The organism is Fodinibius salipaludis (genome assembly GCF_002287075.1).
Classification (GTDB): domain Bacteria; phylum Bacteroidota; class Rhodothermia; order Balneolales; family Balneolaceae; genus Fodinibius; species Fodinibius salipaludis.
In genome coordinates, this window is record NZ_NSKE01000002.1 from 44,781 (window position 1) to 69,686 (window position 24,906).

The 24,906-nt window shown below is 42.1% G+C and carries 25 protein-coding genes; 10 read left to right on the forward strand and 15 right to left on the reverse strand.

All coding sequences use genetic code 11. From position 1 onward, the window contains the following. From trxA to CK503_RS02605, 6 genes are all read right to left on the reverse strand, one after another. Positions 1-321, reverse strand: coding sequence for a thioredoxin (trxA, locus tag CK503_RS02580; RefSeq protein ID WP_095605234.1), 321 nt, complete (start codon positions 319-321; stop codon positions 1-3). A 1-nt stretch (position 322) separates the two neighbouring features. After that, a complete protein-coding gene (locus tag CK503_RS02585) occupies positions 323-583 on the reverse strand; it encodes a hypothetical protein (protein ID WP_095605235.1) in 261 nt (86 codons plus the stop codon). A 70-nt stretch (positions 584-653) separates the two neighbouring features. Next, entirely contained in the window at positions 654-1,277 is a 624-nt protein-coding gene (locus CK503_RS02590; protein WP_095605236.1) for a Crp/Fnr family transcriptional regulator, read from the reverse strand. A gap of 109 nt (positions 1,278-1,386) precedes the next feature. Next, entirely contained in the window at positions 1,387-2,460 is a 1,074-nt protein-coding gene (locus CK503_RS02595; protein WP_095605237.1) for a CaiB/BaiF CoA transferase family protein, read from the reverse strand. Positions 2,461-2,471: 11 nt separating this feature from the next. Then, complete coding sequence (lplA, locus tag CK503_RS02600) at positions 2,472-3,473, reverse strand: lipoate--protein ligase (protein ID WP_095605238.1); 1,002 nt, start codon at positions 3,471-3,473, stop codon at positions 2,472-2,474. A 114-nt stretch (positions 3,474-3,587) separates the two neighbouring features. Continuing rightward, on the reverse strand, positions 3,588-4,040 hold the full coding sequence (locus CK503_RS02605; protein WP_095605239.1) for an RrF2 family transcriptional regulator: 453 nt from the start codon (positions 4,038-4,040) through the stop codon (positions 3,588-3,590). 297 nt (positions 4,041-4,337) lie between these two features. Between CK503_RS02605 and CK503_RS02610 the strand changes: the two genes are divergently transcribed. From CK503_RS02610 to CK503_RS02630, 5 genes are read left to right on the forward strand one after another with little or no spacing between them, the layout of a single operon-like run. Then, complete coding sequence (locus CK503_RS02610) at positions 4,338-4,994, forward strand: sulfite exporter TauE/SafE family protein (protein WP_095605240.1); 657 nt, start codon at positions 4,338-4,340, stop codon at positions 4,992-4,994. 27 nt (positions 4,995-5,021) lie between these two features. Beyond that, positions 5,022-6,491: a GNAT family N-acetyltransferase gene (locus CK503_RS02615; protein ID WP_095605241.1), complete on the forward strand. Its 1,470-nt coding sequence runs from the start codon at positions 5,022-5,024 to the stop codon at positions 6,489-6,491. Next, positions 6,469-6,777 (forward strand): STAS domain-containing protein, encoded by a 309-nt coding sequence (locus CK503_RS02620; protein ID WP_095605242.1) that lies wholly within the window; start codon positions 6,469-6,471, stop codon positions 6,775-6,777. Before CK503_RS02615 ends, CK503_RS02620 begins: the two co-directional genes overlap by 23 nt. Next, positions 6,774-7,388: a flavin reductase gene (locus CK503_RS02625; protein ID WP_095605243.1), complete on the forward strand. Its 615-nt coding sequence runs from the start codon at positions 6,774-6,776 to the stop codon at positions 7,386-7,388. The genes CK503_RS02620 and CK503_RS02625 overlap by 4 nt, the downstream gene beginning before the upstream one ends. 5 nt (positions 7,389-7,393) lie before the next feature. Beyond that, complete coding sequence (locus CK503_RS02630) at positions 7,394-8,554, forward strand: M20 family metallopeptidase (RefSeq protein ID WP_217988317.1); 1,161 nt, start codon at positions 7,394-7,396, stop codon at positions 8,552-8,554. Here CK503_RS02630 and CK503_RS02635 read toward each other — a convergent pair. Next, positions 8,551-9,426: a nucleotide excision repair endonuclease gene (locus CK503_RS02635; RefSeq protein ID WP_095605245.1), complete on the reverse strand. Its 876-nt coding sequence runs from the start codon at positions 9,424-9,426 to the stop codon at positions 8,551-8,553. The two genes, CK503_RS02630 and CK503_RS02635, sit on opposite strands and share 4 nt — an antisense overlap. A 192-nt stretch (positions 9,427-9,618) precedes the next feature. On the opposite strand from CK503_RS02635, the gene CK503_RS02640 reads away from it, so the two are divergent. Beyond that, positions 9,619-9,828 carry a cold-shock protein gene (locus tag CK503_RS02640; RefSeq protein ID WP_095605246.1) on the forward strand — a complete coding sequence of 70 codons (210 nt, stop codon included), beginning with the start codon at positions 9,619-9,621 and terminating at the stop codon, positions 9,826-9,828. Between the two features lie 117 nt (positions 9,829-9,945). Next, positions 9,946-10,155 (forward strand): dodecin, encoded by a 210-nt coding sequence (locus CK503_RS02645; RefSeq protein WP_095605247.1) that lies wholly within the window; start codon positions 9,946-9,948, stop codon positions 10,153-10,155. A gap of 6 nt (positions 10,156-10,161) precedes the next feature. On the opposite strand, the gene CK503_RS02650 is transcribed toward CK503_RS02645, so the two are convergent. From CK503_RS02650 to CK503_RS02665, 4 genes are all read right to left on the reverse strand, one after another. Continuing rightward, the gene (locus CK503_RS02650) at positions 10,162-12,000 is read right to left on the reverse strand and encodes an ATP-binding protein (RefSeq protein WP_095605248.1); all 1,839 of its coding nucleotides are present in this window, start codon (positions 11,998-12,000) and stop codon (positions 10,162-10,164) included. Positions 12,001-12,106: 106 nt separating this feature from the next. Continuing rightward, positions 12,107-12,550 carry a SufE family protein gene (locus tag CK503_RS02655; RefSeq protein ID WP_095605536.1) on the reverse strand — a complete coding sequence of 148 codons (444 nt, stop codon included), beginning with the start codon at positions 12,548-12,550 and terminating at the stop codon, positions 12,107-12,109. Positions 12,551-12,613: 63 nt separating this feature from the next. After that, positions 12,614-13,879 carry a PAS domain-containing protein gene (locus CK503_RS02660; protein WP_095605249.1) on the reverse strand — a complete coding sequence of 422 codons (1,266 nt, stop codon included), beginning with the start codon at positions 13,877-13,879 and terminating at the stop codon, positions 12,614-12,616. 247 nt (positions 13,880-14,126) lie between these two features. Beyond that, on the reverse strand, positions 14,127-15,290 hold the full coding sequence (locus CK503_RS02665; RefSeq protein ID WP_095605250.1) for an acyl-CoA dehydrogenase: 1,164 nt from the start codon (positions 15,288-15,290) through the stop codon (positions 14,127-14,129). Positions 15,291-15,460: 170 nt separating this feature from the next. Between CK503_RS02665 and CK503_RS02670 the strand changes: the two genes are divergently transcribed. The 3 genes from CK503_RS02670 (at position 15,461) to meaB (ending at position 20,844) form a co-directional block, all read left to right on the forward strand. Then, entirely contained in the window at positions 15,461-17,494 is a 2,034-nt protein-coding gene (locus tag CK503_RS02670) for a methylmalonyl-CoA mutase family protein (protein WP_095605251.1), read from the forward strand. 58 nt (positions 17,495-17,552) lie between these two features. Then, the gene (scpA, locus tag CK503_RS02675; RefSeq protein ID WP_095605252.1) at positions 17,553-19,685 is read left to right on the forward strand and encodes a methylmalonyl-CoA mutase; all 2,133 of its coding nucleotides are present in this window, start codon (positions 17,553-17,555) and stop codon (positions 19,683-19,685) included. 61 nt (positions 19,686-19,746) lie between these two features. After that, a complete protein-coding gene (meaB, locus tag CK503_RS02680) occupies positions 19,747-20,844 on the forward strand; it encodes a methylmalonyl Co-A mutase-associated GTPase MeaB (protein ID WP_095605253.1) in 1,098 nt (365 codons plus the stop codon). 58 nt (positions 20,845-20,902) lie between these two features. Here the strand turns inward: meaB and CK503_RS02685 are convergent, their stop codons facing one another. The 4 genes from CK503_RS02685 to CK503_RS02700 form a co-directional block, all read right to left on the reverse strand. Next, a complete protein-coding gene (locus tag CK503_RS02685; RefSeq protein WP_095605254.1) occupies positions 20,903-21,778 on the reverse strand; it encodes a DUF4097 family beta strand repeat-containing protein in 876 nt (291 codons plus the stop codon). Between the two features lie 75 nt (positions 21,779-21,853). Beyond that, positions 21,854-22,672: a diadenylate cyclase CdaA gene (gene cdaA, locus CK503_RS02690; RefSeq protein WP_095605255.1), complete on the reverse strand. Its 819-nt coding sequence runs from the start codon at positions 22,670-22,672 to the stop codon at positions 21,854-21,856. Positions 22,673-23,291: 619 nt separating this feature from the next. Continuing rightward, complete coding sequence (gene folP / locus CK503_RS02695) at positions 23,292-24,131, reverse strand: dihydropteroate synthase (RefSeq protein WP_255233309.1); 840 nt, start codon at positions 24,129-24,131, stop codon at positions 23,292-23,294. A gap of 222 nt (positions 24,132-24,353) precedes the next feature. Continuing rightward, entirely contained in the window at positions 24,354-24,692 is a 339-nt protein-coding gene (locus CK503_RS02700; RefSeq protein ID WP_095605256.1) for a DUF3470 domain-containing protein, read from the reverse strand. Between the last annotated feature and the right edge of the window lie 214 nt (positions 24,693-24,906).

Sequence of the window (24,906 nt, forward strand, 5' to 3'; positions counted from 1 at the left end):
TTATCTTACTTTTTTATTGATAATCTGTTCCAGCTGCTTGGCCTGTACCACTCCGGACTGCTGCCAGAGAATCTGACCGTCTTGAAAGAGTATAAGCGTTGGTACGCCGCGCACGTTATACTTGATGGCAGCGTCGGCATTCTTTTCCGCATCAACCTTGATAATATTGATGGCGTCTCCCATCTTCTTTTTCAGATCTTTTAAAATGGGATTCATCATTTTGCAGGGACCGCACCAGTCGGCATAAAAATCTACCAGCACCGGCTTTTCCCCGTTAATAATATCGTTAAATGTCGTTTTTCTTTTCGTTGTCTCAGCCATATCACTCTTCTTTTATTTCTGTAAACTCTACGTCGTCAATATTCCTGCCCGCCTCATCCGTTACCTGAGCCGGCACCGAACAATTCCTGCATAAGCACCCGGTATTCGTTGCTGCCTGGAACAGAAAAAATCCGCCCAGTATCACCGATACAAGATCTGCATGCCAAGCGCCCATGGCGGCAAATGAAACACCGGCAACAAGGGCAACCCAGCGCATCGGGTACCAGTTATTTAACAACGTCTGTTTCATCGTTTTATTCATTAATATTTAATCTCTTTTTCAATTTGAATACCATAATAGCTGTCTGCCTAACCAATGTCAGTGACTTTGATCACATAAGGGTGATCTTATTTCTTCCCAGCCGAACCAATCCTTTCTCTTCCATCTTTTTTAGTAGTCGGGATATCACCTCGCGCGCTGTCCCCAACTCCTGCGCCAGCTGATCATGCGTCATAGCCAATGTATCAGTTTCCATCACTTCACAGCGTTTTTGCAAAAACTGTAACAGCCGCTCATCCATCTTTTTAAACGCGACCGCATCCACAACGCTTAACAACTCAATAAATCGTTTGTGATAAATCCGGAAAATATAGTTCAGCCACTCGGGATGCTCTCGAATCAAATCGTGAATTTTATCCACAGGAATAAACAACACCTCAGAATCCTCTTCGGCCACCGCTTTCACTTTACTGGCATCGTGATACAAACCGGATAAAAACGACATTATACATGTTTCTCCGGGTTGCAGATAATACAGAACCATCTCCTTGTAGGTATCATCTGATTGCATCACTTTAACACTTCCGGCCGTTACAATCGGAATAGATCGCACTGGGGCATTTTCACTGACGATGGTTTCTCCAGATTTAAAATGCTTGGTGATTCCCAGATCCGACAGGTTCATGTTCTCTTCCAGGGTAGATGTCAGCGAAGATAGATCAGTTGAGGGCTTCATAACCAGTTATAAAAATTGACGACTCACCTGAAATATAAGAAATAAAAGAGTGAGTTGTCCTAAATATGCTTTTTACTCCTTGACAAATCTAATCCCTCTCCAACCAATACTACGATTGGATAGTAAACACCGTCGTTTTAGGCCGGATGGTTTGGCGTCCCTCTTTATGTTCTCTCAATAATAATTTTTGGGCTTTGGGAGATTCAAAAACCTGCTGCAAGTTTTTAACTTCAGCTGCCGGCACAAAATGATTGTGACATTCTTCCAAAAAGGAATTAGCTTGAAACGCTCCTATCTGTTCCTTCAATTTTTGGGACAGCTCTTTACGGTTCTCCACTCTCGTTTCATTATGCTGATACTCGGGCTTCCCGGCTAATTCCGGAACTCCCAAAATAATACACAAATCTTTGAACTGTCGGTCACTACCGATAGCAAGCGTTATCAAGCGATTATCGCCAGTAGTAAAAATCTCACCGTACGGCGCAATATTGGGATGCAGCGACCCGATGCGCTCGGGTACTTTTCTGTTCATCAGCCAATTGGTAGCTTGGTTAATTAGCGATGATATAGCACTATCATACAGGCTGACATCCACACGAAAGGGCTGCTCCGGATGCTCTTTCTGTTTAAGCAGCGCACATAAAATGCCCTCTTTCAACTGATGGGCTGCCAACACATCTATCAGGGCCAGCGGTAGTTTCGTGGGAGGGCTGTCGGGCTGACCGTTCATTGACATAAAGCCGGTTTCGGCCTGTAAAATAAGGTCATAGGCAAGACGATCACTTTCTGTTCCAAAACCGGAAATATGTCCCTGTATTACACTTGAATTTATAGCTTTCAAATCCTCAAACGTCAGATCAAATTTTTTGTCATCTCCTTTTTTAAAATTGGTGATAACAATATCCGCCTTTTCAATAAGTGCATCCGCTTGCCGTTTATCATCGACATCTCCGAGATCCAAAAGCAGGGAATTCTTATTCCAGTTAACCGAAGAAAAGTAGGCCGACGGTCCCTCCGATTGTTCCCCCGGCTGACGCCACTGACGGGTTACATCACCGCCATTGCGCTTGTTCTCGACCTTGATGACTTCTGCACCCAGCTCCGAAAAGAAATTCCCAACGGCAGGACCGGCCAGAACCCCGGCAAACTCAACAACGGTAAGATCTTCAAAAATGGATTCCATAATGAAATAGATTATGCATCTGCGCCGTATACCAGCTCGATAAACTCGGATTTAGGCACTGCACCAAAATATTGCTCGATATTTATGGGCTCAACCTTGTTCTCAACTTCTTGTCGATCATAACGAACACCTTGCAGATACTCTTCGAGTTGCGCTACCGGCTCCTTGCCAAAGAAATCACCGTATATTTTTACGTTATCAATATGACCTTCGTCTACATCGAGGCGAAGATCAATCTCACCGGCATCAAACCGACGGCTCCGCTGGATGTTAAACTTGGGCGACTTGCCGAAATTCCAATCCCACTGACCGTATTTTTCATCTTTCAGGGCATGTACTTCCTTCCACTCAGATTCCGTAAGATGATAGGTCTCAAACTCCTCGCGATCTTTGTATAACCCTTCCAATAGCCTTTTTCGAAATGTCTGAGTGTCTATCGGCTCATCCATAAACTCACTGATATTGGCCACGCGGCTACGAACTGATTTATGCCCCTTTGATTCGATTTTGCTCATCTTCACATCAAGTGCATTTGTCACCTCATCCAGATCACTATCAAAAAGTAGCGTTCCGTGACTAAACATCCGATCTACACTCGAAAACTGGGCATTGCCCGATATCTTACGCCCCTCAACCTGTAGATCATTACGTCCGCTCAGTTCGGCATCAATTCCCATCGTATTGAGCACACGCACAATTGGAGCCGTAAACTTCTTGAAATTATTAAGACTCTTCTTATCGTAATCTGTAATAAAACTGAAATTCAGATTACCAACATCGTGATATACCGCTCCGCCACCGGAAATTCGTCGGACAACATGAATACCCTTTTCCTCTACATATTCATGGTTAATCTCTTCGAGCGTATTCTGGTTGCGCCCGATAATGATAGACGGCTCATTAATATAGAAGAGCAAGTAATCGTGATCATAATCGAAATTACGCAGCGCATATTCTTCAAGCGCCAGGTTTATATGGGGATCAGTAATACCTTCGTTATGGATAAAAATCATAATGCCACTATTAAGACCTTAAAAATAGTTGTCTGCAATAGTAGTCCACTACTTTGAAAGGAATATGAAGATGAGCGAAGTTTTGTATGGACGACCCATCTCCGGATTATAGAGCTAAGCCCATTTAAAATTACCGTCTGCCGTAATACGCAGATTCCCGGACTTCCCCTCGTCAACCAACTCCTGCAGGGAAGTATCTGATAACATTTTTCGTATTTCGTCACGTGTATCAGCCCACTTTTCATGAATTGGACAAGGCTTCTCTGTACCACATCCCGGCAGGCCCAATGCACACTCTGTTAAAATATCCATCCCGTCAATAGCTGCAACAATCTCGAGCAAGGTTAGATCATCGGTGGGATGTGTCAAACGCACCCCACCTTTCGGCCCCTTCATAGACTCCATCAAATTGGCATTGGTAAGCTGTTGTAAAACCTTGGTTAAAAAGTGGTGCGAAATATCAAGGTCTTCACTGATTTTCTTTATAGAAACATACGAGTCATCCGAAACCGCAGCCAAATAGACTGAAGCTCGTAACCCATATACGCAAGCATTTGATAATAACATATATAAAAGATCGGATTTATTGTCCTCTATTTTCCAGCTGAAAAAAGTGTGAGCTGATCATTTTATTTAAGCACAGATCAATCAACATTGTTTCTAAGAATTATCTGATATACTATCCTTTATTTAGATCCCCTGTGGTAATCAGATATCTTATGGTAACCCCAAAAATAATTTATTAAGACATCAAAAAACAGTTAAAATATGATACCGAAGGTAATGTTAATGGAGTGAAATGACTAACAGATTTTTTACCTTTGACTACAACTCGTTAAACAACGTAACTGAGTAGAACACGCTATGGAAATATGGACTGCGTTGGCAATAGGCTTTTTCGGCAGCTTCCATTGTATTGGTATGTGTGGTCCTATTGCTTTGGCCTTGCCCGGGAAAAATGACTCAACAGCCTCACTTATCTGGGGACGACTCCTCTATAATATCGGTCGGGTAGTAACTTATACATTCTTGGGGGTCATCTTTGGCATTATTGGTCATTCTATTGCTCTTGCCGGATTTCAACAATCGATTTCAGTACTTCTGGGAGCTATCATTCTTGCAGCTGCACTATTTCAGTTTAACTCTGTTGACGGATTAAAGAAAAAAATCGGACTCAATACATTATTTAATCGCCTTGAAAAACTTATGCTCTCTCAGTTTAAAAAGGGTGGTACTATCACTTTGTTTACCATTGGCCTCTTAAATGGATTGTTGCCCTGTGGTTTTGTTTATGTGGGATTAGCCGGGTCCATAACAACCGGCTCTGTTTTGCAAGGCAGTTTATTTATGACTTTGTTTGGAATCGGCACAATACCCACAATGATGGTGATGGCGTTAGCCCCCGGCTTTGTGAGCCTTGAATGGCGTCAGCGCATTAATAAATTTATACCGTACTTTGCTGCCGCATTTGGAATCTATCTCATCTACAGAGGTATTGTGATAGGAGATATGCTATATTAAATAAAATGTTCACGAAAGAGCACATCAATGGATATTCAATTTCAAATGTCAACTGATGAGCAGGTTATCAATCCAGTTTGTGATTTTACCTATAGCTGGTGCCTAAATGGTGGCCTTTCTGAACAAGAAGCGACGAAGTTTACCATTGCTGTCAGCGAACTTATCAGTGATATTATTCTCTTTGCCTACCCCAACAGAAGCACAGGCTTTTTTGACCTCACCTACCGGCAGACCCTTTCGAATATTGAGCTTATTGCCAGTGAGGTTGGCGAACCGTTCGATCCCGATAAACACAAATATGATCCGCAAAAAGCAATACAAGAGGGAGAGTTTGAAGGAGCGGGATTGCGAATTATCCGTCGATTTACAGACGATTTCCTGTTCATAAATAGAGGTAAAGAGGGCAAAGAGTTCCGCTTACAAAAGACCATTGATATACATGATATTGATGAACTCCTGGAGCTATCGAGAGCAAAAAAACCCGAAGAGCCGAAAGAACAAGCATCAAAGGTATCCTACAGTATTCACCAAATTACGCCCGGCGATGCCGAAGATATTGCCAAGCTTATTTATCGGACCTACGAATACTCCTACACAAAAGAGGAGCTCTACTTTCCAAAAAAGATCGAACATACACTAACGAGTAAAGAAAAGCTTGGCGTTATTACCCGAAGCGATGAGGGCGAAGCACTGGGATATTTTGCTATTCTAAAGAAAAGCGACTCCAATATTGCCGAAGTTGGTGAAGCTGTTGTTTCTCCTCGCTATCGCCGGCAAGGTATTATGAGCGGCATGATGGAACACCTTATCAAAGTGGCACACGATCATAACTTTGCAACACTGTTTGGCAAAGCTGTAACGATTCATCCGGTAAGCCAGCGGGTAAACCAAAAATTTGGGTTCATTACAACCGGACTTATGCTATTGGAAACTCCAAATGTAGTATTTAAAGGATTTGATGAGGAATATCCGCAACCGGTCTCTGTCGTAATTGATGTACTACCAATTCAACCTATACCTTCAAAAGAACTATATCTACCGGATAGATACCGTAACATTCTGGTGGAAACCTATAATTTGCTGGATATTCCTATTACTCCAAAAGAACCGGAACATTACAAAATGGCTGACAAGTCGGACGTCGAACTAAAAATTAATTACGCAGATTCTACATCGCTTATCATTGTCAAAAAATACGGGCCTGACTTCCGTTCAGTACTTCGTGAAATGTTGAATAGCTTAAGAAAGCAAGAAGATCCCAATGCCATTTATATAGATTTGCCCCTCGAAAATTCAGCCACACCAGACCTCTTAGCTCAACTTGAGGGTTTAGACTTTATCTATTGTGGACTGGCTCCCTATTTTCATAATGAATCAGATTACCTGCGACTACAAAAAATTTGTACTCCCTTTGATTTTGATCTTGTCGATGTTCACTCTGATTTTGGTCAACGCATAAAATCTTTTATCACTGATGAGTATTCCCAACATACATAGAGAAGGCACAACGCTTAATATTGAAATACAAGGCGGGTTCAACTTGTGGGTGAAAAATATGATTTTAAATCATATCAATAATTATACACACGCACTTAAAATTGACCTTACCGAGTGTAAATTTATCGACAGCGAAGGCATTATTTTTTTGCATCAATGGCAACAAAAAGGAAAGGATCTACAACTTATTAATCCGCCGGATGTATTTTTTGAGATACTCGAGATCCTGGAACTTGATGACAGCTGGCAACCCAATATTACAAATACAAATGAGGAATCGCTATGACTGATGAAACCAATACGAACATGGTAGAACTTGATGTTGAAAAGGATGTCTGGAACCGTGGCTATACGGTACATTCCCTACTCATCATTGGCAGTAAAGAAGAGGACGGAAACTACAATTTTGCTCCCAAGCATATGGCCATGCCCCTGGGTTTCAGCAATCACTTTGGATTCATCGGCACGCCGCGCAAAAGTACGTATCGAAATATTCAGCGCGAAAAAGTATTTACGGTAAGCTATCCCAAACCAAGTCAACTTACTGTTTCGAGTTTAGCCGCCACCCAACGCGAAGATGACGATTCCAAACCTGTACTCGATCAAATTCCCACCACTCCGGCACAAAAAATTGATGGTTACTTTGTCGAGGACTCCTATTTCCAGTTAGAATGTAAACTAACAGAATGCCTTGGAAAATTTGATGAATGGGAACTGGTTGTCGGCGAAATTGTAGCGGGTCGAATCGATAAAAAGATGAGTAGAAAAGTTGGTAACGGTGTTGACGAGGGACAACTGATCTACGATAATCCTTTGCTGGCTTATTTACATCCCAACCGATTTAGTGTCATTAAAGAAAGCAACGTCTTTCCATTCCCAAAAGAATTGAAAAGGTAATGACCATGACCGATCGAGCCCGATTGATACGTGAATATATTGGGGAACACAAAGCGGATTTTCTTTCCCTGCTTCAATCACTGGTTGAAATTGAAACTCCCTCCGATCAGCCGGAAACATTTTCGACTTTATGGAATATTTTATCCGAACAATTTGAAAATCTCGAATTTACAGCTAAACACTTTGAGGGAGCCAAAACTGCCGGACAGTTGCTCTGCAAACCCAATGATTTTGCCCCTTCCAAACCCACTCAATTAATTCTTGGCCACTGCGATACTGTTTGGGATATCGGGACCCTTGATGAAATGCCGTTTAATATAGAGAATGACTTCGTAAGTGGACCCGGAGTGTATGATATGAAAGCAGGACTTGCCATGATGATTTTCGGGATACAGACTATTCACAGCTTGGGTAAAAATCTCAATGTGCAGCCCATATTTCTTATTAACTCAGATGAGGAAATCGGGAGCAATGAGTCCAAAGAACGTATTATTGAGCATGCCAAATTAGCAGAACGAACATTCGTCTTGGAACCTTCGCTCGATAAGGATGGCAAAATAAAGACCAGCCGCAAAGGGGTCGGAGATTTTGAAGTGACGATTAGCGGAAAACCCTCACATGCAGGTTTAGCCCCCGAGGAAGGTGTTAGTGCTATTTTAGGTCTTTCACATATTGTACAACAGCTGTTCAAACTAAATGATCCTGCCAATGGAGTTACCGTTAATGTTGGAACTATCGAAGGAGGAGAACGCTCAAATGTTGTAGCAGCTAAGAGCAAAGCTGTTGTCGATGTACGTGTGCCCACACAGGAAGACGGCAAACGAATAAAAGAACAACTATACAATCTACAGCCCGAAATTGATGGAATTCAATTAGAAGTAACCGGTGATATCAATCGTCCCCCATTAGAAAAGAGAGAACCTAATAAAAAGCTCTGGAATCTAACAAAGAAGCTCGGCGGTGAACTCGATTTGGAATTACAAGAGGGAATGTCCGGCGGAGCATCTGACGGCAATTTTACTAATTTACATTCGCCTACTATAGACGGACTTGGTGCCGTGGGCGAAGGTGCACACGCCTATCATGAAAAAATATTTTTAGACCAAACATTAGACCGCCTCGCGCTCTTTATACTCCTACTGTTAGAACCTCCACTATTCGATTAATCCTTTTTCCTTTCAAAAACCCACTCGATAAGATAGTCATCCAATTTTTCTTGAGGAATCAATGGGGAATCTAACACCAAATGTTGACTGATCTGATAATTTCTGGATGAACACCGTTTGTAAAACCATTTCAGCGAATCCAGATCGTCCAAGATCATAGCTCCGGCGAATGACTCCAGTAATCCACGGGCTTTACATAATGCTATAACCCGATCGATGAGAAGCGTGCTTTGTCCTTTCACAAATTCTAACAGGGTTTCCCATAGGCTAACCATCACCACCCCGTCAGGATCAACCGGCAAATCATATTGCATGGGTGTTAGCTTTTGAGTTAAAAGCCTGGGTAAATGAAAGGCAGAAGAAACATCATGTTCCAAAATATACAGCATCCGGATAATGCCGCCCATCGATTTGCGTACCAACCGATGACCTTTAAAAGCCCCGAATACATAATCCGCTTGGGGTTGATTCATTTGAAGGCTAAAACTAATATTTTGCTCTTCATTATTTAGTCCTATAAAGTAATATGTTTCCGGTTTCTTTTTAGCACGGTTCAATTCAGGCTGGTGGTTACGAATAAGTTCATTTTCCAGCAGCAGTGCTTCCTTTTCCGACTCACAGATCTCGATGTCAATGTTGTGCGTCATCCGTATCAAACGAATCGTCTTTCGCGGGGTTGTGCCCATTTTTGCACGGCGATAGGTAAATAATCGATTCCTGAGGTTTTTGGCCTTACCCACATATAGCAGATCCCCCAATTCACTATACATTTTATAGACTCCCGGCTTTGGGGGAAGCCCCTCAAAAAACGACTTCCCCACCCTATTTTCTATGGGATTATAGTGCTCAAATAGTCGCTGTTGCTCAGTCATTTTTGTTTAGATTCCAGCGGTTTAAAGTATATTTGTATGAATATCAAAAAATTGAGACACAAAATTTTACATATAGTAGGGAATCCCCAAAAAATATACTATACTTAGGCTCTTAAGCGCCATTTATTGCGTTAGCAAGGCGTTATTAAACATTTAAGTAGCACAAGAAGTAAAAATTTTCGGAGATTTATCATGGCAGAACGTGAAGTAGGAACTGTTAAATGGTTCCATAACGGCAAAGGTTACGGATTCATTACCAGAGAAGAAGGCGAAGATATATTCGTTCATTTCAGTGAAATCGAAATGGAAGGCTATAAAAAGTTAGAAGAAGGCCAAGAAGTGGAATTCACTGTTGCAGAAGGCGAAAAAGGACTACAAGCACAAGAGGTGATTCCATTATAATATAATTTGTCAGATATCATTATTTTTAAAAAAGCGCTGCCTTACCGGTGGCGCTTTTTTTATTGCTGGAAGTTCCTATATATTACGAAAAATCAACTGTTATAAAATTTTATTCCAATGGAAAACCATACCTATAAAAGTATTGAGTTAACAGGTACTTCTGATAAATCGCTTGAGGAAGCTGTTGAAAATGCCATAGAAAAAGCTTCACAAACTGTAGACGATATGCAATGGTTTGAGGTTATTGAAACACGGGGTTCTATTGAGAATGGCACCGTTGCCCAATGGCAGGTTATCATAAAAGTAGGATTCACGCTAAAAGCGTAACGCTACCTACGCATTATTCAAAATATAAAACTCCAGCTTCTTCTTAAGGTCAGGTGGGTTAAAAGGTTTTGTCAAATAGTCATTCATCCCCGAAGCAAAAACCTTCTCCTTAACCTCTTGTAAAGCTGCTGCCGTAAGAGCAATTATAGGCACATTGGATTTATACTTATTTTCCAAACCTCGAATTCTCTGCGTTGCTTCATAGCCATCCATTTCCGGCATCTGAAGATCCATCAGTACTAAATTGATAGTTGAATTTTCTTTCATTTTTTCAACTGCCTCGTATCCATTCTCGGCAAGTACAACCTCTATATCCCACTTTTCCAGGAATCGAATCATTACTTTCTGGTTGATGGCATTGTCTTCAACCAACATTATTCTTGTCCCGTGTAACGACTCTGGTATTTTTTCCTCATTCTTCCGCAGGCTGGATCGCTGCTCATCGGCATGTTCTTTGGTTTTAAAGGGTAATTCTATATAGAACGTACTCCCTTTACCTTTTTCACTTTCCAAATCAATACTACCACCTTGTAGATCAATCAATTTTTTACTGATAGTAAGCCCCAATCCAGTGCCACCAAAAACACGAGAAGTTTCGCTTCGTTCTTGGGTAAAACTTTCAAAAATCTCCTCCTGTTTATCTTCGGATATCCCGATACCGGTATCAGTAATAGTGAATTGAATGTTCAATTTACCCTCGTTGCGTTCTTTTAGCTCCACAACAACCCCTACACTCCCTTCCTCGGTAAATTTTACTGCATTACTGACGAGATTATTTAATATCTGGGTTAGTCGATTCGGGTCACCGGCAATAGTTTCTGGCAATTTATCATCAAAATCCAGATACAGCGGCACATCTTTCTTTTCGGCTGTAAAACGGAAACTCTCTAATACTCCATTTAATAAATCCCTAAGGTTAAAGGCTACGTTTTCAAACTCAATTTTCCCGGATTCAATTTTTGTAAAGTCAAGCACATCGTTAATTAAGGAGAGCAAGGTTTTAGCCGAAAAATCTAATATCTCGAGCTGCTCAAGCTGATCTTCGCGCGGATTATCTTTCTCCAATAAATTGGTCATTCCAATAATCGCATTCATGGGAGTGCGAATTTCGTGACTCATCGTAGACAAAAACTCAGACTTTGCCTTTGATCCCTCCTCCACTTTTTGCTTTGCCTTTTCGAGCTGTTCAACATTCTCTTCCAACTGCTGTTTCTTTTCAATCAGCTCCTTGTTAAGCGATTGTGTTTTTTTAAGTAGTTTTTGAGTTTCTTCCTCAGCCAGTTCTTTTGATTCCGAAAATTTATTAAACGTTAGCCAAGTGGTTATAAATGCCGCTCCCAAAATACTCCCTCTTATAATGGCTCCTTCATCGGCGGAAAGGTGGATCTGATCAAAAATCACATAATCAAGTACAATATAGCATGCTACCGCCATACCTATCCCAATATTACGCAATTTCTGATGGTCTTTATCAAATAACAAAATAGCTAAACCACAGGCAGGGAGGTAAAAAGCCTGTATTAACATCTCTTTGCCAAATACAGAACTTAAGATAAGTATGCAAACATTTATATAAGCTAACAGAAGAAATTTGGCCGTATTTTCAAACCCTTTACGTGCCAATACGGGAATGAGCACAAATGCCACACTAATGCTCATAAAAAACCACGACAGCGAAACAGATTCATTCAAACGAAACGCAATTAAGAATAGAATAGCTACTGCCGCCAGCGAAAACGACACATTGTGCATTACAATAATGCCAGTCTTATTAATCTGCTCAATCTTATCTTGAACCAGATCTCTGGCAAAGGCAATATTTTTAATGCTCGACAATGAATACATGCGGTGTAACAGCTATTTATAATAATGCAACAAGCGAATAATCAACAATAATAAAACGAAAACAGCTATATAATGATATTAAAAGAACCTAACAAAAAATACTGATTTAAGCCTTTGCTTTCCCTTTTTGCATCTTGGTTTTATAAGCCATAGCATAAATTTTCATCTGCTTAACCATTGAGGCCAAACCATTTGAACGGGTAGGTGACAAATGTTGTTCCATCCCAATTTTTTTAATAAAGGTAGGATCGGTATTTATAATGTCTTCGGGGGTCTGACCAGAATAGAAGCGGACCATCAGTGCTACAAGACCTTTTGTAATTGCAGCATCACTGTCAGCCTCAAAGATTACTTTTCCATCTTCAAGCTCAGTATGTAGCCAAACCTGGGATTGACACCCACGTACTAAGTTTTCTTCAACCTTATGTTCTTCATCCAGCGACCCTAAATTTTGGCCCTGCTTAATGATATGCTTATAGCGTTCGGTCCAATCGCTTAATGCTTTAAACTCATCAATTATTTGTTGTTGTATTTCGTGGATATCAGCCATCATTCAATATTTATCATTATAGGCAACATCACTAAAATACAAATAACTATAGTAAATATAAGGTTATACTTTTGACTTCTCGTAGGCCGGATCGACCGAAACGGCACAACATACCGTTACCACATTCTTATTCTCTTGATCCCATTCAGGCTTGCCATAATCTAAAACCTTAACAAATTCCCCCTTATTATTCTTGAGACGATATTCACAAGTCGATTCCTTTCCCTTGAAAACTTTTTGCAGATGAGAGTTAAACTTTTCAAGGTCATCCTGATGAATAAAATTACCGGCATCGGTCTTTCCAATAACCGCATCAGCAGAGAGCCCTGTTACTTCCGGAAATTCTTCCGAAACTGTTTTAAAAACAGGTTTTTCATCTTTAAGCCCAACTTTATATGAAAACTCAGAGGCCTGACGTACCACCCGGCCAAAGTATTTATTTCGCTTTTTTAGCGTATCCATAATCCGCTTCTTAAGCGAAATATTTTCAATCTCTGCCCGAATCAATTTTTGATCCTTAAGATCTAAAATTGACGTCGTTCCCTTAACTTGGATTGGAAATCCGTTTTTATGATTGATAATACCCTTAAATTCTTGATCATTGAAGTAGGCATCCTCATCTTCCTTATCAAAACGCCCCTTTATTGAGCTCATATATTTATCAGGAAGAAGATCCCAAATCTTAATCTGTTTTAGTTCATTTTTGCCATAGCCAACAAGTTCACGGAATGCCTTATTTGCCATCACAATATTACCCTGCACATCAATATCTACTACAGTACGCTTTGATTCTTCGCGTAGCTTATCAAATTCCACTTTCTGATCAACAAGCTGCTCTTCGGCACGCTTACGTTTGGTAATATCATGCTGATAGGAAACCCAGTGCGTTATATTGCCCTCTTTGTCAGTCAATGGATGAATATCCCACTGGTTAACAAATTCCGATCCGTCTTTGCGATAATTAATAGCCTGACCAAAAAAGGATTTTCCCTCCTTCAATCGCCGCTTTAATTTATCCAGCACATCACGATCGGTTTTAGGTCCCTGGAGAATACGCGGAGTTTTTCCAATGACTTCTTCCTTAGAGTAACCTGTCATCTCACAAAACCCATCATTTACATATACAATTCTGGGTCCCGGTTTTTCAAGAGTAAGTTCTGTAATCAATATGGAATCGTAGTCACTGCGTATGGCCGATTCAAGGAGACCTAATCTCTTCTCCAGTTCATTGCCTTCCTCGACAATATTTTCTACCAATGATTTAACCTTTTTGAATGACTCTTCATCCTTGCACCATTTTTTGAGTGCATTAGTATCTGGTGATTCCATATTAAAAAATTTACTTAATCCTTGTTTAATAGATGATAATGGGCGATTTATGTGCCAACCTTGCTTTTAATACTTCTAATCAACAAGAATACAAATCCCAATCATTCCGAAAAATTCCACTTTTCTTAAAGAATTTTAGCTAAAAAGTACTTTAACATTAAAATAAACTGGATTTACTGCCGATCATAAAAAAACCTTAGGAAGCCAAAACCCCCCAAGGTTTACATAAAGAGAGCCTCAACAGCTCCTATTTTAGCAACAGTTTAGCAATAGTATTCAGCTGCATATTGGAAGTACCTTCATAAATCTTTCCGATCTTCGCATCACGGTAATACTTTTCAACAGGATATTCTTTCACATAACCATATCCCCCAAACAGATCTACAGCTTGAGAAGTTACATTCTCAGCAACTTCGGATGCATGGTACTTGGCCATAGCCGCTTCTTTCAGAAATTTATTGCCATTTTCTTTAATCCGTGCAGCATTATAAACCAACAATCGAGCCGTTTCAATATCCGTTGCCATTTTTGCCAGTTGAAATTGCACACCCTGGAAGTCAGAAATCGCTTTCCCAAACTGTTCGCGCTCCTGAGTATACTCCAGCGCTGCATCAAGCGCTCCCTGGGCAACACCAATCATCTGTGCCCCAATGCCAATCCTACCCTCGTTCAACGTTTCCATTGCAACCTTATAGCCTTTTCCGACTTCACCCAACACATTTTCCTTCGGAACCTTGCAGTTTTCCAGCAAAATTTCGCAGGTTGAGCTCGCACGAATACCCAGCTTATTTTCTTTTTTTGATACCGAAAATCCTTCGAAATCACGCTCAACAATAAATGCTGTTATCCCTTTATATCCGGCACCGGGATCTACCGTTGCAAATACTAAAAAGATATCGGCCTCATTAGCATTGGTAATCCACAGTTTAGAACCGTTCAGTACATAATGATCCCCCTCCTCTTTGGCCGAGGTCTTCAATGCAAAAGCATCACTGCCCGAACCGGCCTCCGACAAACAATAAGCACCTACCTTTTCGGTAGCCAATTGTGGCAGATAACGCTCCTTTATATCATCACCTCCGAAGTTTAGAAAAGCATTATTGACCAATGTATTTTGCACATCCATAAAAACACCCGCCGAAGCATCCACGCGAGAAATTTGCTCAATCGCTACAATCGACATGAAAAAAGATCCGCCGCCCCCGCTATAACTTTCGGGAATTTCTATTCCCATCAATCCCATATCAAAAAATTGCTGCACCAGTTCGGGATCCAGTTTCGCCTTCTCATCCATCTCCTGTACTTTGGGCTTAATTGCGCTCTCAGCAAAATCTCGTGCCGCATCCTGCAGCATCTTTTCATCTTCAGTTAGCGTTGTTAGTGCGGGCATCTGTTGGTCTACATTTTCCATGGAACAGCTTCTTTATATTCAATTGGGTTCAAAATTTCAGTCTTAATATAGCGATTCGTTTTTAAAAATTCGGCCCTAAATTGAAACCGGTTACATTTCCTGACGCATATTAGTAAAGTAACCACAACCTCATTATTTTCAAGCGTTATAATCAAGACGAAATCCGTATTATGAGCAACTCCGATACAACCAAGCAGTCTCTTTTCGATGAGTTCCCTCCCGTATCAACCGAGGAATGGGAAGAAGTAATTAAGCAGGATTTAAAAGGCGCCGACTATAAAGAAAAACTCCGGTGGGAAACCGGCGAAGGCGTTGAACCACTTCCGTTTTACCGACGTGAGGATATTTCTGATCTCGACCGTACAGCTCCAATTCCAAAATCATATTCGCGCACCGGGGCCAACAGCTGGGAGATACGCGAACCCATTTACGAGGATAATATCCCCCAAGCTAATAAAGCGGCTCGCAATGCACTCGATCGCGGGGCTAATGCCCTGCAGTTTCAAATAAATATTCGGCGTACAGAAGGGATGCTCGGCGGCGATATCCAGGGATTACCTATTCAAAACCAATCCGACTTCACAACACTTTTAGACAAAATTTCCTTAGAAAATACGCCTCTACATTTTGATGCGGGCATAGCTTCACCTTCCCTACTGTCTATGCTTTGGAATGAAGTTCGGACTCAGAATATCGATCCCAAAAAAGTCCGGGCAACCTTCAGCTACGATCCGTTTGTATACCTTCTTCAACACGGACAATATTCAAAAAAACGGAAAGAGGTTGAGCGCGACATTTTCCATATTGCCCAATTTTCGGCAGAACATATGCCCGCTATTCGGCCGCTGGGCGTTAACGCACGATTTTTTCACAACAGCGGTGCTACCATTGCACAGGAATTGGGATATGCTATAGCTTCCGCATCAGAATATTTAGCGATACTATCCGATAGTGAAATAAATCTGGATGATGCCGTACAGTCATTGTCCGTTAGCTTATCAATCGGCTCAAATTATTTTCTGGAAATTTCCAAATTCCGTGCTGCCCGGCTGCTTTGGAAGAATCTTATTGAAGCTTACGGTGTAGACCCGGAAGAGAATCCAGCTTATTTGCACGGAGAAACCTCGCGCTGGAATAAAACACTTTACGATCCATATACCAATATGCTTCGTACCTCCACCGAGGGTATGTCCGGCGCTATTGCGGGATGCGACTCCTTAACAGTCTTGCCATTCGATGAGCACTTCCGTCAGCCCGATGAGTTTTCACAGCGCATTGCCCGCAATCAGCAGCTAATTCTAAGTGAGGAAGCCTATTTTAATAAAGTTGAAGATCCGGCTGCCGGCTCGTATTACATCGAAACGTTGACTGAAGAAATTGCTGAAAAGGCCTGGGAAAATTTTCAAGATATTGAAACGGAAGGCGGACTATTTACAGCCATTGAAAACGGAACGGTGCAATCAGCTATTCAGCAATCGCAAGAACAGCGCAATCAGTCCATTGCCAAACGAGGACGTACATTTGTGGGTACGAACCAGTACACTAATGCTGACGAAAACAGGAGCGATGATATCGGCGGAACCCAACAAACAAGAGCCCTCCGCGAATCCGAAGACATTAGCATAGAAAGTGATTCTGAAAACCTTGTAGAATATCTGGGTGATGCTTTTTCACAACAAGCTAACATTGCAGATATCATTAACAAGCTATTTGACTTAGGCCGTCAGCAATACCGAACGGTGGCACCCTATAGAGGTCCCCAAGCTTTTGAAGAGCTTCGCCTGGCTACTGAAAACCACCAGTCTACACCCAAGGTTTTAAATTTGCCGCTGGGTAATAAAAAATGGCGCAAGGGACGTGCAACATTCTCTTCCAATTTCTTCGGCTGTGCCGGCTATGATATCGAAGACCCTATTGGCTTTGGGGATGTGGATGAAGCTATTGATGCCATTAAAAAAGAACAACCTGATATTGCGGTGATCTGTAGCTCGGATAAGGAATACAAGGAACTCGTCCCGGCTATTGCGGATGCGGTTTCTAACCTTGATGATCCACCGATTTTAGTGCTCGCGGGATATCCGGAAGAAGATATTAAGAAGTATAAAGAAGCCGGCATTGATGAGTTTATTTACTCGAAGTGCAATGTGATTGAAACACTGACCCGATTTCAACAAAAACTTGGGATAATTTTAAATGAAAAATGAAAAATTAAATTGGGATTACCCCATTCTTAATTTTTCATTCTTAATTCCTAATTGAACTATGAGACCTGATTTTTCTGACATAGATTTCGATGCTTCGATTTCTGCCGATCAAAAAGGAAATGACAACGAATCGTGGCAAACAGCTGAGCAAATTCCCGTTAAGCCGCAGTTCACTAAGGCTGATATCGAAAATCTTGAGCACCTTGACTATGCAGCCGGGATCCCGCCGTATTTACGTGGACCGTACTCCACCATGTACTGCTTTCGTCCGTGGACAATACGCCAATACGCCGGATTTTCGACCGCTGAAGAATCTAATGAATTTTATCGCAAGGCACTGGCTCAGGGACAAAAAGGGCTTTCCGTAGCCTTTGACTTAGCTACACACCGGGGCTATGACTCCGATCATCCGCGCGTTTCCGGGGATATTGGAAAGGCCGGGGTCGCTATCGATTCCATCTTGGATATGAAAGTACTGTTCGACCAGATTCCGCTGGATGAGATGTCGGTTTCCATGACCATGAACGGGGCTGTCATCCCAATCATGGCGTTTTATATTGTAACGGCAGAGGAACAGGGCGTATCCAAAGAGAAGCTCTCAGGTACCATACAAAATGATATCCTTAAAGAATTTATGGTGCGCAACACCTACATCTATCCGCCCAAGCCGTCGATGCGCATAGTGGGCGATATCTTTGAGTATACCTCTCAGCACATGCCGAAATTCAATTCCATTTCGGTGTCCGGCTATCACATGCAGGAGGCCGGTGCTACCTCTGATATTGAGTTGGCCTATACCCTTGCTGACGGACTCGAATATCTGCGAACTGGAATCGAAGCCGGACTCGATGTAGATAAATTCGCTCCCCGCATCTCGTTTTTCTGGGCTATTGGGATGAATCACTTTATGGAGGTTGCCAAGATGCGTGCCGCCCGCATGCTTTGGGCAAAGCTGGTAAAACAATTTGATCCCAAAAATCCCAAGTCAATGTCACTACGTACCCACAGTCAAACATCGGGATGGAGCCTCACCAAGCAGGATCCGTACAACAACGTAGCACGTACAACCATTGAGGCTATGGCCGCGGCACTCGGACACACACAATCGATGCATACCAATGCCCTCGATGAAGCCATTGCCTTGCCTTCTGATTTCTCCTCCCGTATTGCCCGCAACACACAGACGTATCTTCAGGAAGAAACTGGCATCACTAAAGCCGTTGATCCCTGGGCAGGATCATACTATGTGGAATACCTGACTGACCGCATTGCACGTCGTGCATGGGAGCTGATCGAAGAAGTGGAAGAGCTTGGGGGTATGGCTAAAGCCATTGAAACCGGTGTGCCGAAGATGAGGATCGAGGAAGCAGCTGCCAAAAAGCAGGCCCGTATCGATTCCGGCAAAGAAACTATTGTAGGCGTTAACAAATATCAGCTTGACAAAGAAGAGCCGATTGACATTCTTGAGGTTGATAATGAGAAAGTCCGAAAGGCGCAGTTAGATCGGCTCGAAAAGCTGCGAGCAGAACGCAATGAAGAAGAAGTACAATCAGCGCTTGACGCTATTACAAAAGTGGCAGATACCGGTGACGGTAATCTACTCGATATGGCAGTTAAAGCAGCTCGCAAGCGTGCAACATTGGGCGAAATTTCCGATGCTATGGAGAAAGCGTTCGGACGTTATACCGCAACCGTTAGATCCGTATCAGGTGTGTATTCTTCAGAGATAGATAAAGACGAAAACTTTAAAAAAGCGCAACAGCTGGCCGATGAATTTGCCGAGCTCGCGGGACGACGTCCCCGTATTATGGTAGCAAAAATGGGGCAGGACGGCCACGATCGCGGCGCCAAAGTAATATCCACAAGTTTTGCCGATCTCGGCTTTGATGTGGATATCGGTCCGCTCTTCCAAACACCCGAAGAAGCCGCACGACAAGCGGCCGAAAATGATGTGCATATTTTGGGGGTCTCCAGCCTGGCCGGCAGTCATAAAACACTCGTTCCGCAAGTACTTGACGAACTTGAGAAATTAGGCCGTGATGACATCATGGTAATTGTTGGCGGCGTAGTTCCGGAACAGGACTATGAGTATTTATATGATAAGGGGGTTGTCGGTATTTTTGGACCCGGCACAGTTATTTCGCTTGCCGCCCAACAGATTTTGGAGATATTAATTGATGCTCAAAACTAATTCATTCTCATTAAATTCTGCGGGGGTCCAAAACCGGCAGGGTTTTTAACTGTCTTTAAATTTGTCTGACGAAACCAAAAATAACAACCCTTCCCTCTCGGTAAATGAGGGTGTTGAACAAAACAACGCTATCAACAGAAAGGGATTGGAACGTTTTAAAAATAAAGGCTCGTCTCTTTCACTGGATGAGTACGTCGATGGCATCAAGTCCGGTAACCGAACCATTCTAAGTCGTGCCATTACGCTTATAGAAAGCACCAAGACAGAACACCGAGAACTGGCACAGGATATCATCGAGCAATGCTTACCCGATACGGGTAATTCCATACGATTAGGAATCACGGGCGTACCCGGTGTGGGTAAAAGCACCTTTATTGAATCGCTCGGCAATCACATCATTGATCAGGGAAATAAATTAGCGGTGTTAGCCATTGATCCAAGCAGCACACGCACCAAGGGCAGTATCCTTGGTGACAAAACACGTATGGAAACGCTTGCCACCAATGACAACGCATTTATTCGCCCATCACCTACAGGAGGTTCCTTGGGAGGTGTTGCCCGTAAAACACGCGAAACCATTTATCTCTGCGAAGCTGCCGGCTTCGACACTATTTTTATTGAAACGGTGGGCGTTGGACAATCCGAGACGACCGTACATTCGATGGTCGATTTCTTTTTGCTATTAATGCTGGCCGGGGCCGGCGATGAGCTTCAAGGAATCAAACGCGGCATTATGGAAATGGCGGATGCCATTGCGATCAACAAAGTTGACGAAGCCAGTGAAAAGGCGGTCAACCAGGCAGTAAGGGAATACAAAAACGCACTGCATCTATATCCCGAAACCAAGTCGGGATGGAGTCCAAAAGTTACCACTTGTTCTGCTTTAACAGATCAGGGTATTTCTGAAATATGGGAGATGGTACAGGAATATATGCAGCAGACCAAGGAAAATGGTTACTTTGAAGACAATAGAAACCGCCAAGCCAAACACTGGATGTACGACACTATTTCCAATAGACTTACTGAGCATTTTTATGATAATCCCGCCGTAAAAAAGAAACAGCAACAGATTGAACAGCAAGTATTAAATGGGGAGATAAGTTCTTTTAAAGCTGCACAAAAACTGCTTGATCTATATTTTAGGAAGATGGAAAATTAGAATTCCTTTAATACCAACACGAGTCCAGTCACAGGCAATTCTGAATAATATTAAACTACTACTCGCTAGATCGTAATACGATATCTCCGTCCTCACTCTCAATTTCGACTTTAGCCTGTCCCCCATTCAGTCTATAAACGGTTCTTTCCTCTTCACCACTTATTTTAGAGAATGCTCCAAAAGTATTGATATCAGTATCATCATGAGCTATATCAATGCTGCCACCTCCATCTAAAATCTCTAATTCCATATCACCGTCATCTATATTAAAGTAGTATTTTCCGGCATCTGATAATCCGGTGCCGAAATATAGGGCTGCATCATCTCCCCGAACATCAATTTCGCTAAACCGTCCGTTATCTACTCGAAACTCTCCATCGTCAAGGGTTACCGCAAGTTTACCCTGCCCTTTATCCATCCGGACAACACCATCATCAATTTTGAATGAAAAATCTTCTCCGGTAGCATTTCTTACGCTGATATCAGAATCATCTGCAACCATATTGATTGCTCCTCCAACATCAGATATGCTATACGTTCCATCGTCGCCCTTTACATCTATTGATACCCCTCTGGGAATCTCAATAGTAATTCGGTATTCCCTCTCAACCTTTCCAAAGCGAAAATTGGTATTGTTACGCTCGGCTTCTTCTATGTAAAGATCTCCGTTCCGTTGTTTTACATTCATCTTAAAATCATCTTCAGATCCCCACTCAATTCCATCTACATCAACACGATGATAAACATTAACATTGGCATCAAACCGATCGCTGGACCTTATTTCAACATCCGCATCATCGCTATCCAAAAAGACCGTTCCGTCTGCAGCGATACCATAATCCTGATCTAAATTATATTCGTTATTTTGAGCTTCTACAGACAGTGCCCCGACCAATAACAGCACTGATATCATTATAGAGACAGAAAATTTCATATGGAAAAAGCTTTTGTTAAAGTTGAAAACAACTTTACGCAAGATATGCTAAATTGTTATAAAAGATAGAGGCTACTAACTAAGCTTCAGCTCACTCTGCGCGGATGAAAAGGCTACATCATCTTCATCAATATCTTGATCCCCGAGGGCTTCTTCCATTTCACTTCGAAGCTTCTGGATGGTCAATCCGCTGGTAAGCGATCCATTTTTAGCAATAGAGATACGTCCCGTTTCTTCGGATACTACTACCACAAAAACGTTATTGGTTTCGGTAATACCTACTGCTGCACGGTGGCGTGTTCCAAATACTGACGAGATATTCTGATTCTGTGAGATAGGCAGATAGCAGCTTGCGGCTACAATCCGGTTGTTTCGGATAACGATGGCCCCATCATGCAGAGGGGTGTGTTTGTTGAAAATAGTTTTTAAAAGCTCGCTGTTTACTTTTGCATCCAGTTTTACCCCAACGTCGACCAGGTCTTGCAGTGTTGAACTGCGCGCAAAGACAATCAGTGCCCCGGTTTTGGTATGAGACATGTCACGGACGGCATCAACGACTTCATCAATAATGGTATTGGGATTGGAGTGCACGAAAAAGCGGTCGAGATTCGTATTCTGTCCCAAGCTATAGAGCAGTTTGCGTATTTCGGGCTGGAAAATGATGAATACTGCTAAAATCCCCACATCCAAAATACCGCGAAGTATAAAGTTGATGGTAGTGAGTCCCAGTGCGCTGACGGCCGCATTAATGATGATGATAAAAACGAGACCGACGGCGGCTTGAATGGCAAATGTACCACGGATCCACCGGTATAGGTAGAACAGCACCATGGTGATAATCAGGACTTCGACGAAGTCCCGGACGCCGAATTCAAGGAAGCCAATGGGGATCAACGGTGTACCTCGTTTTTCTGGATGTTATTTAACGGAATATAAGTATTATTTGGCGAAGTTTTAGGTAGGTATTTGATAAGACCTTATATCATTAAGTGGCAGTTATTAAGATAATGGGAAGGAAGGTTCCCAAAAAAATCATGTCCATTTTTTGTCAGCAAAAAATGAACGAAAAAAACTGTCGGAGGAATCGTAGATTTTGTACTATTTAGAACCTCAAATCAATATATCGCTCTAAATCGTCTATAGCTCTTTACTCAATGTTTCCCGCGATTCACCCCGAACCCCCTTCTTTTTTTCTCCCTATTCCACAAGGCGAATAGCTTGTCCAATATAAATTATAATCTATTTTAAAAAGTCCCTTTGCCCAATTTTAGGAAAGGACAGAGTAGGGTCAGATTTAAATTGCAGTTGGGACCTACTTAACCAATGGGGAGATAATACATTACGCAGAAAACCTACGTAACAAGAAAAGTAATGTTAGTGTCATTCTGAACTTGTTTCAGAATTTCAACCCCTCCTACACTATTCAATCCAGATCCTGAAATAAATTCAGGATGACATGCAGCCTGACAGAATTCATAACGAACGCAGATTCCATCCGATAGACAGCAAACATCTACTCAGCTGATGTAATTGCGTTGAATACCTGTAGCGAATCGTGGGCTTCTTTGACGTCATGCACGCGGATGATGTTGGCCCCATTGAGCATGGCATGGTAATGAACAGCAATGGTACCTGTCAGGCGATCATCAACAGGACGATCGTTAAGAACTTGACCGATCATTGATTTACGTGAGGCACCAACTAAAATGGGACATCCCAAATCCTGCAATTCCTCAAGGTGGGCAATCAGTTTGAGATTGTGATCCAGTGTTTTGCCAAAACCGATCCCCGGATCTACTATAACATTCTTTAATCCCTTCTCTTTGGCCTGATCAATACGTTTCTTCAGAAATTGCTTGATATCTGTAATCACTTCATCGTAGGTGGGGTCTTTTTGCATTGTTTTGGGATTACCCTGCGAGTGCATCATCACGTAACCTGCGTTGTACTGCACGCATAAGTCGACAAAACGAGGTTCTTTTTGAAGTCCGCTCACATCATTAACAAAATGAGTGCCGAGCTTAAGAGCTTCCTCGGCTACGCGATATTTGGTAGTATCAATCGAAAAGAATGTGTCAGGAAATTGTGTTAGGGCTTGTTCGAGAATCGGCAACACACGATCAAGTTCTTCCTGTTCAGTGACAGGCTCAGACCCAGGTCGGGTTGATTCACCGCCTATATCTATGATATGAGCTCCCTGGGAAATCATAAGTCCAATGCGTCCCAGTGCTGCTTCCACTTCATTAAAGTTACCGCCGTCAGAAAAGGAATCGGGTGTGGCGTTGAGAATCCCCATTATTTTGGGACATGAGAGGTCGAGGGTTTTGTCTTTGGTTTTAATCTGGTAAGCCACAGTAATACTGCTTGTTAAAAGATATGAATTATTTGCTCAAGGCTTTGCAAAAGCTAACATGTCATCCTGAATTTAGTTCAGGATCTCAGTTAAATATTTAAAGTAAAATTTACAGATTCTGAAACGAGTTCAGAATGACGCAGTAAATTTCGTTTTGCAAAGTCGAACTTGTTAATAGTTATTAGGCATCCCCAGACAAATAACTAATAACCAATAACAACATTAATCCCAGGTTTCCTGGAGATGTTCGCGCTTATCTTCTACTTCTGCCCACTCGTCAGCATCGGGCAAATCTTCCTTGGTTTGATTGATCACGTGATCGGCCCATTCTTCAGCCAGTCGTTCGTTAAGATCAATATAATGCTCCCACTCCATGGGCACTTCGTCATCGGGATAGATGGCCTCAACGGGACATTCCGCCACACAAGCATCACAATCAATACACTCGATGGGATCAATGGTAAGAAAGTTTGGCCCCTCCCGAAAAGCATCAACCGGACATACCGCCGCACAATTGGTGTATTTGCAGTTGATACATGGTTCTGTTACTACGTATGCCATTGGATTTTAAAAATTCTTTGGTGTTTACAAAATTGGACTAAATATCACGGCTTCTGGGGATAGATGCAACGTTTTATGTTCCCTAAAACTAATTTAGATGGACTCTTAATTTTGTACTTTTCTATTACAGCTTATTGATTTTATGCACAGCAGTATGATGTTTAAAACGGCCTTTCTTTTTTGCCCCTCGTTGGCTTTCTCCCTACTTCGCGAG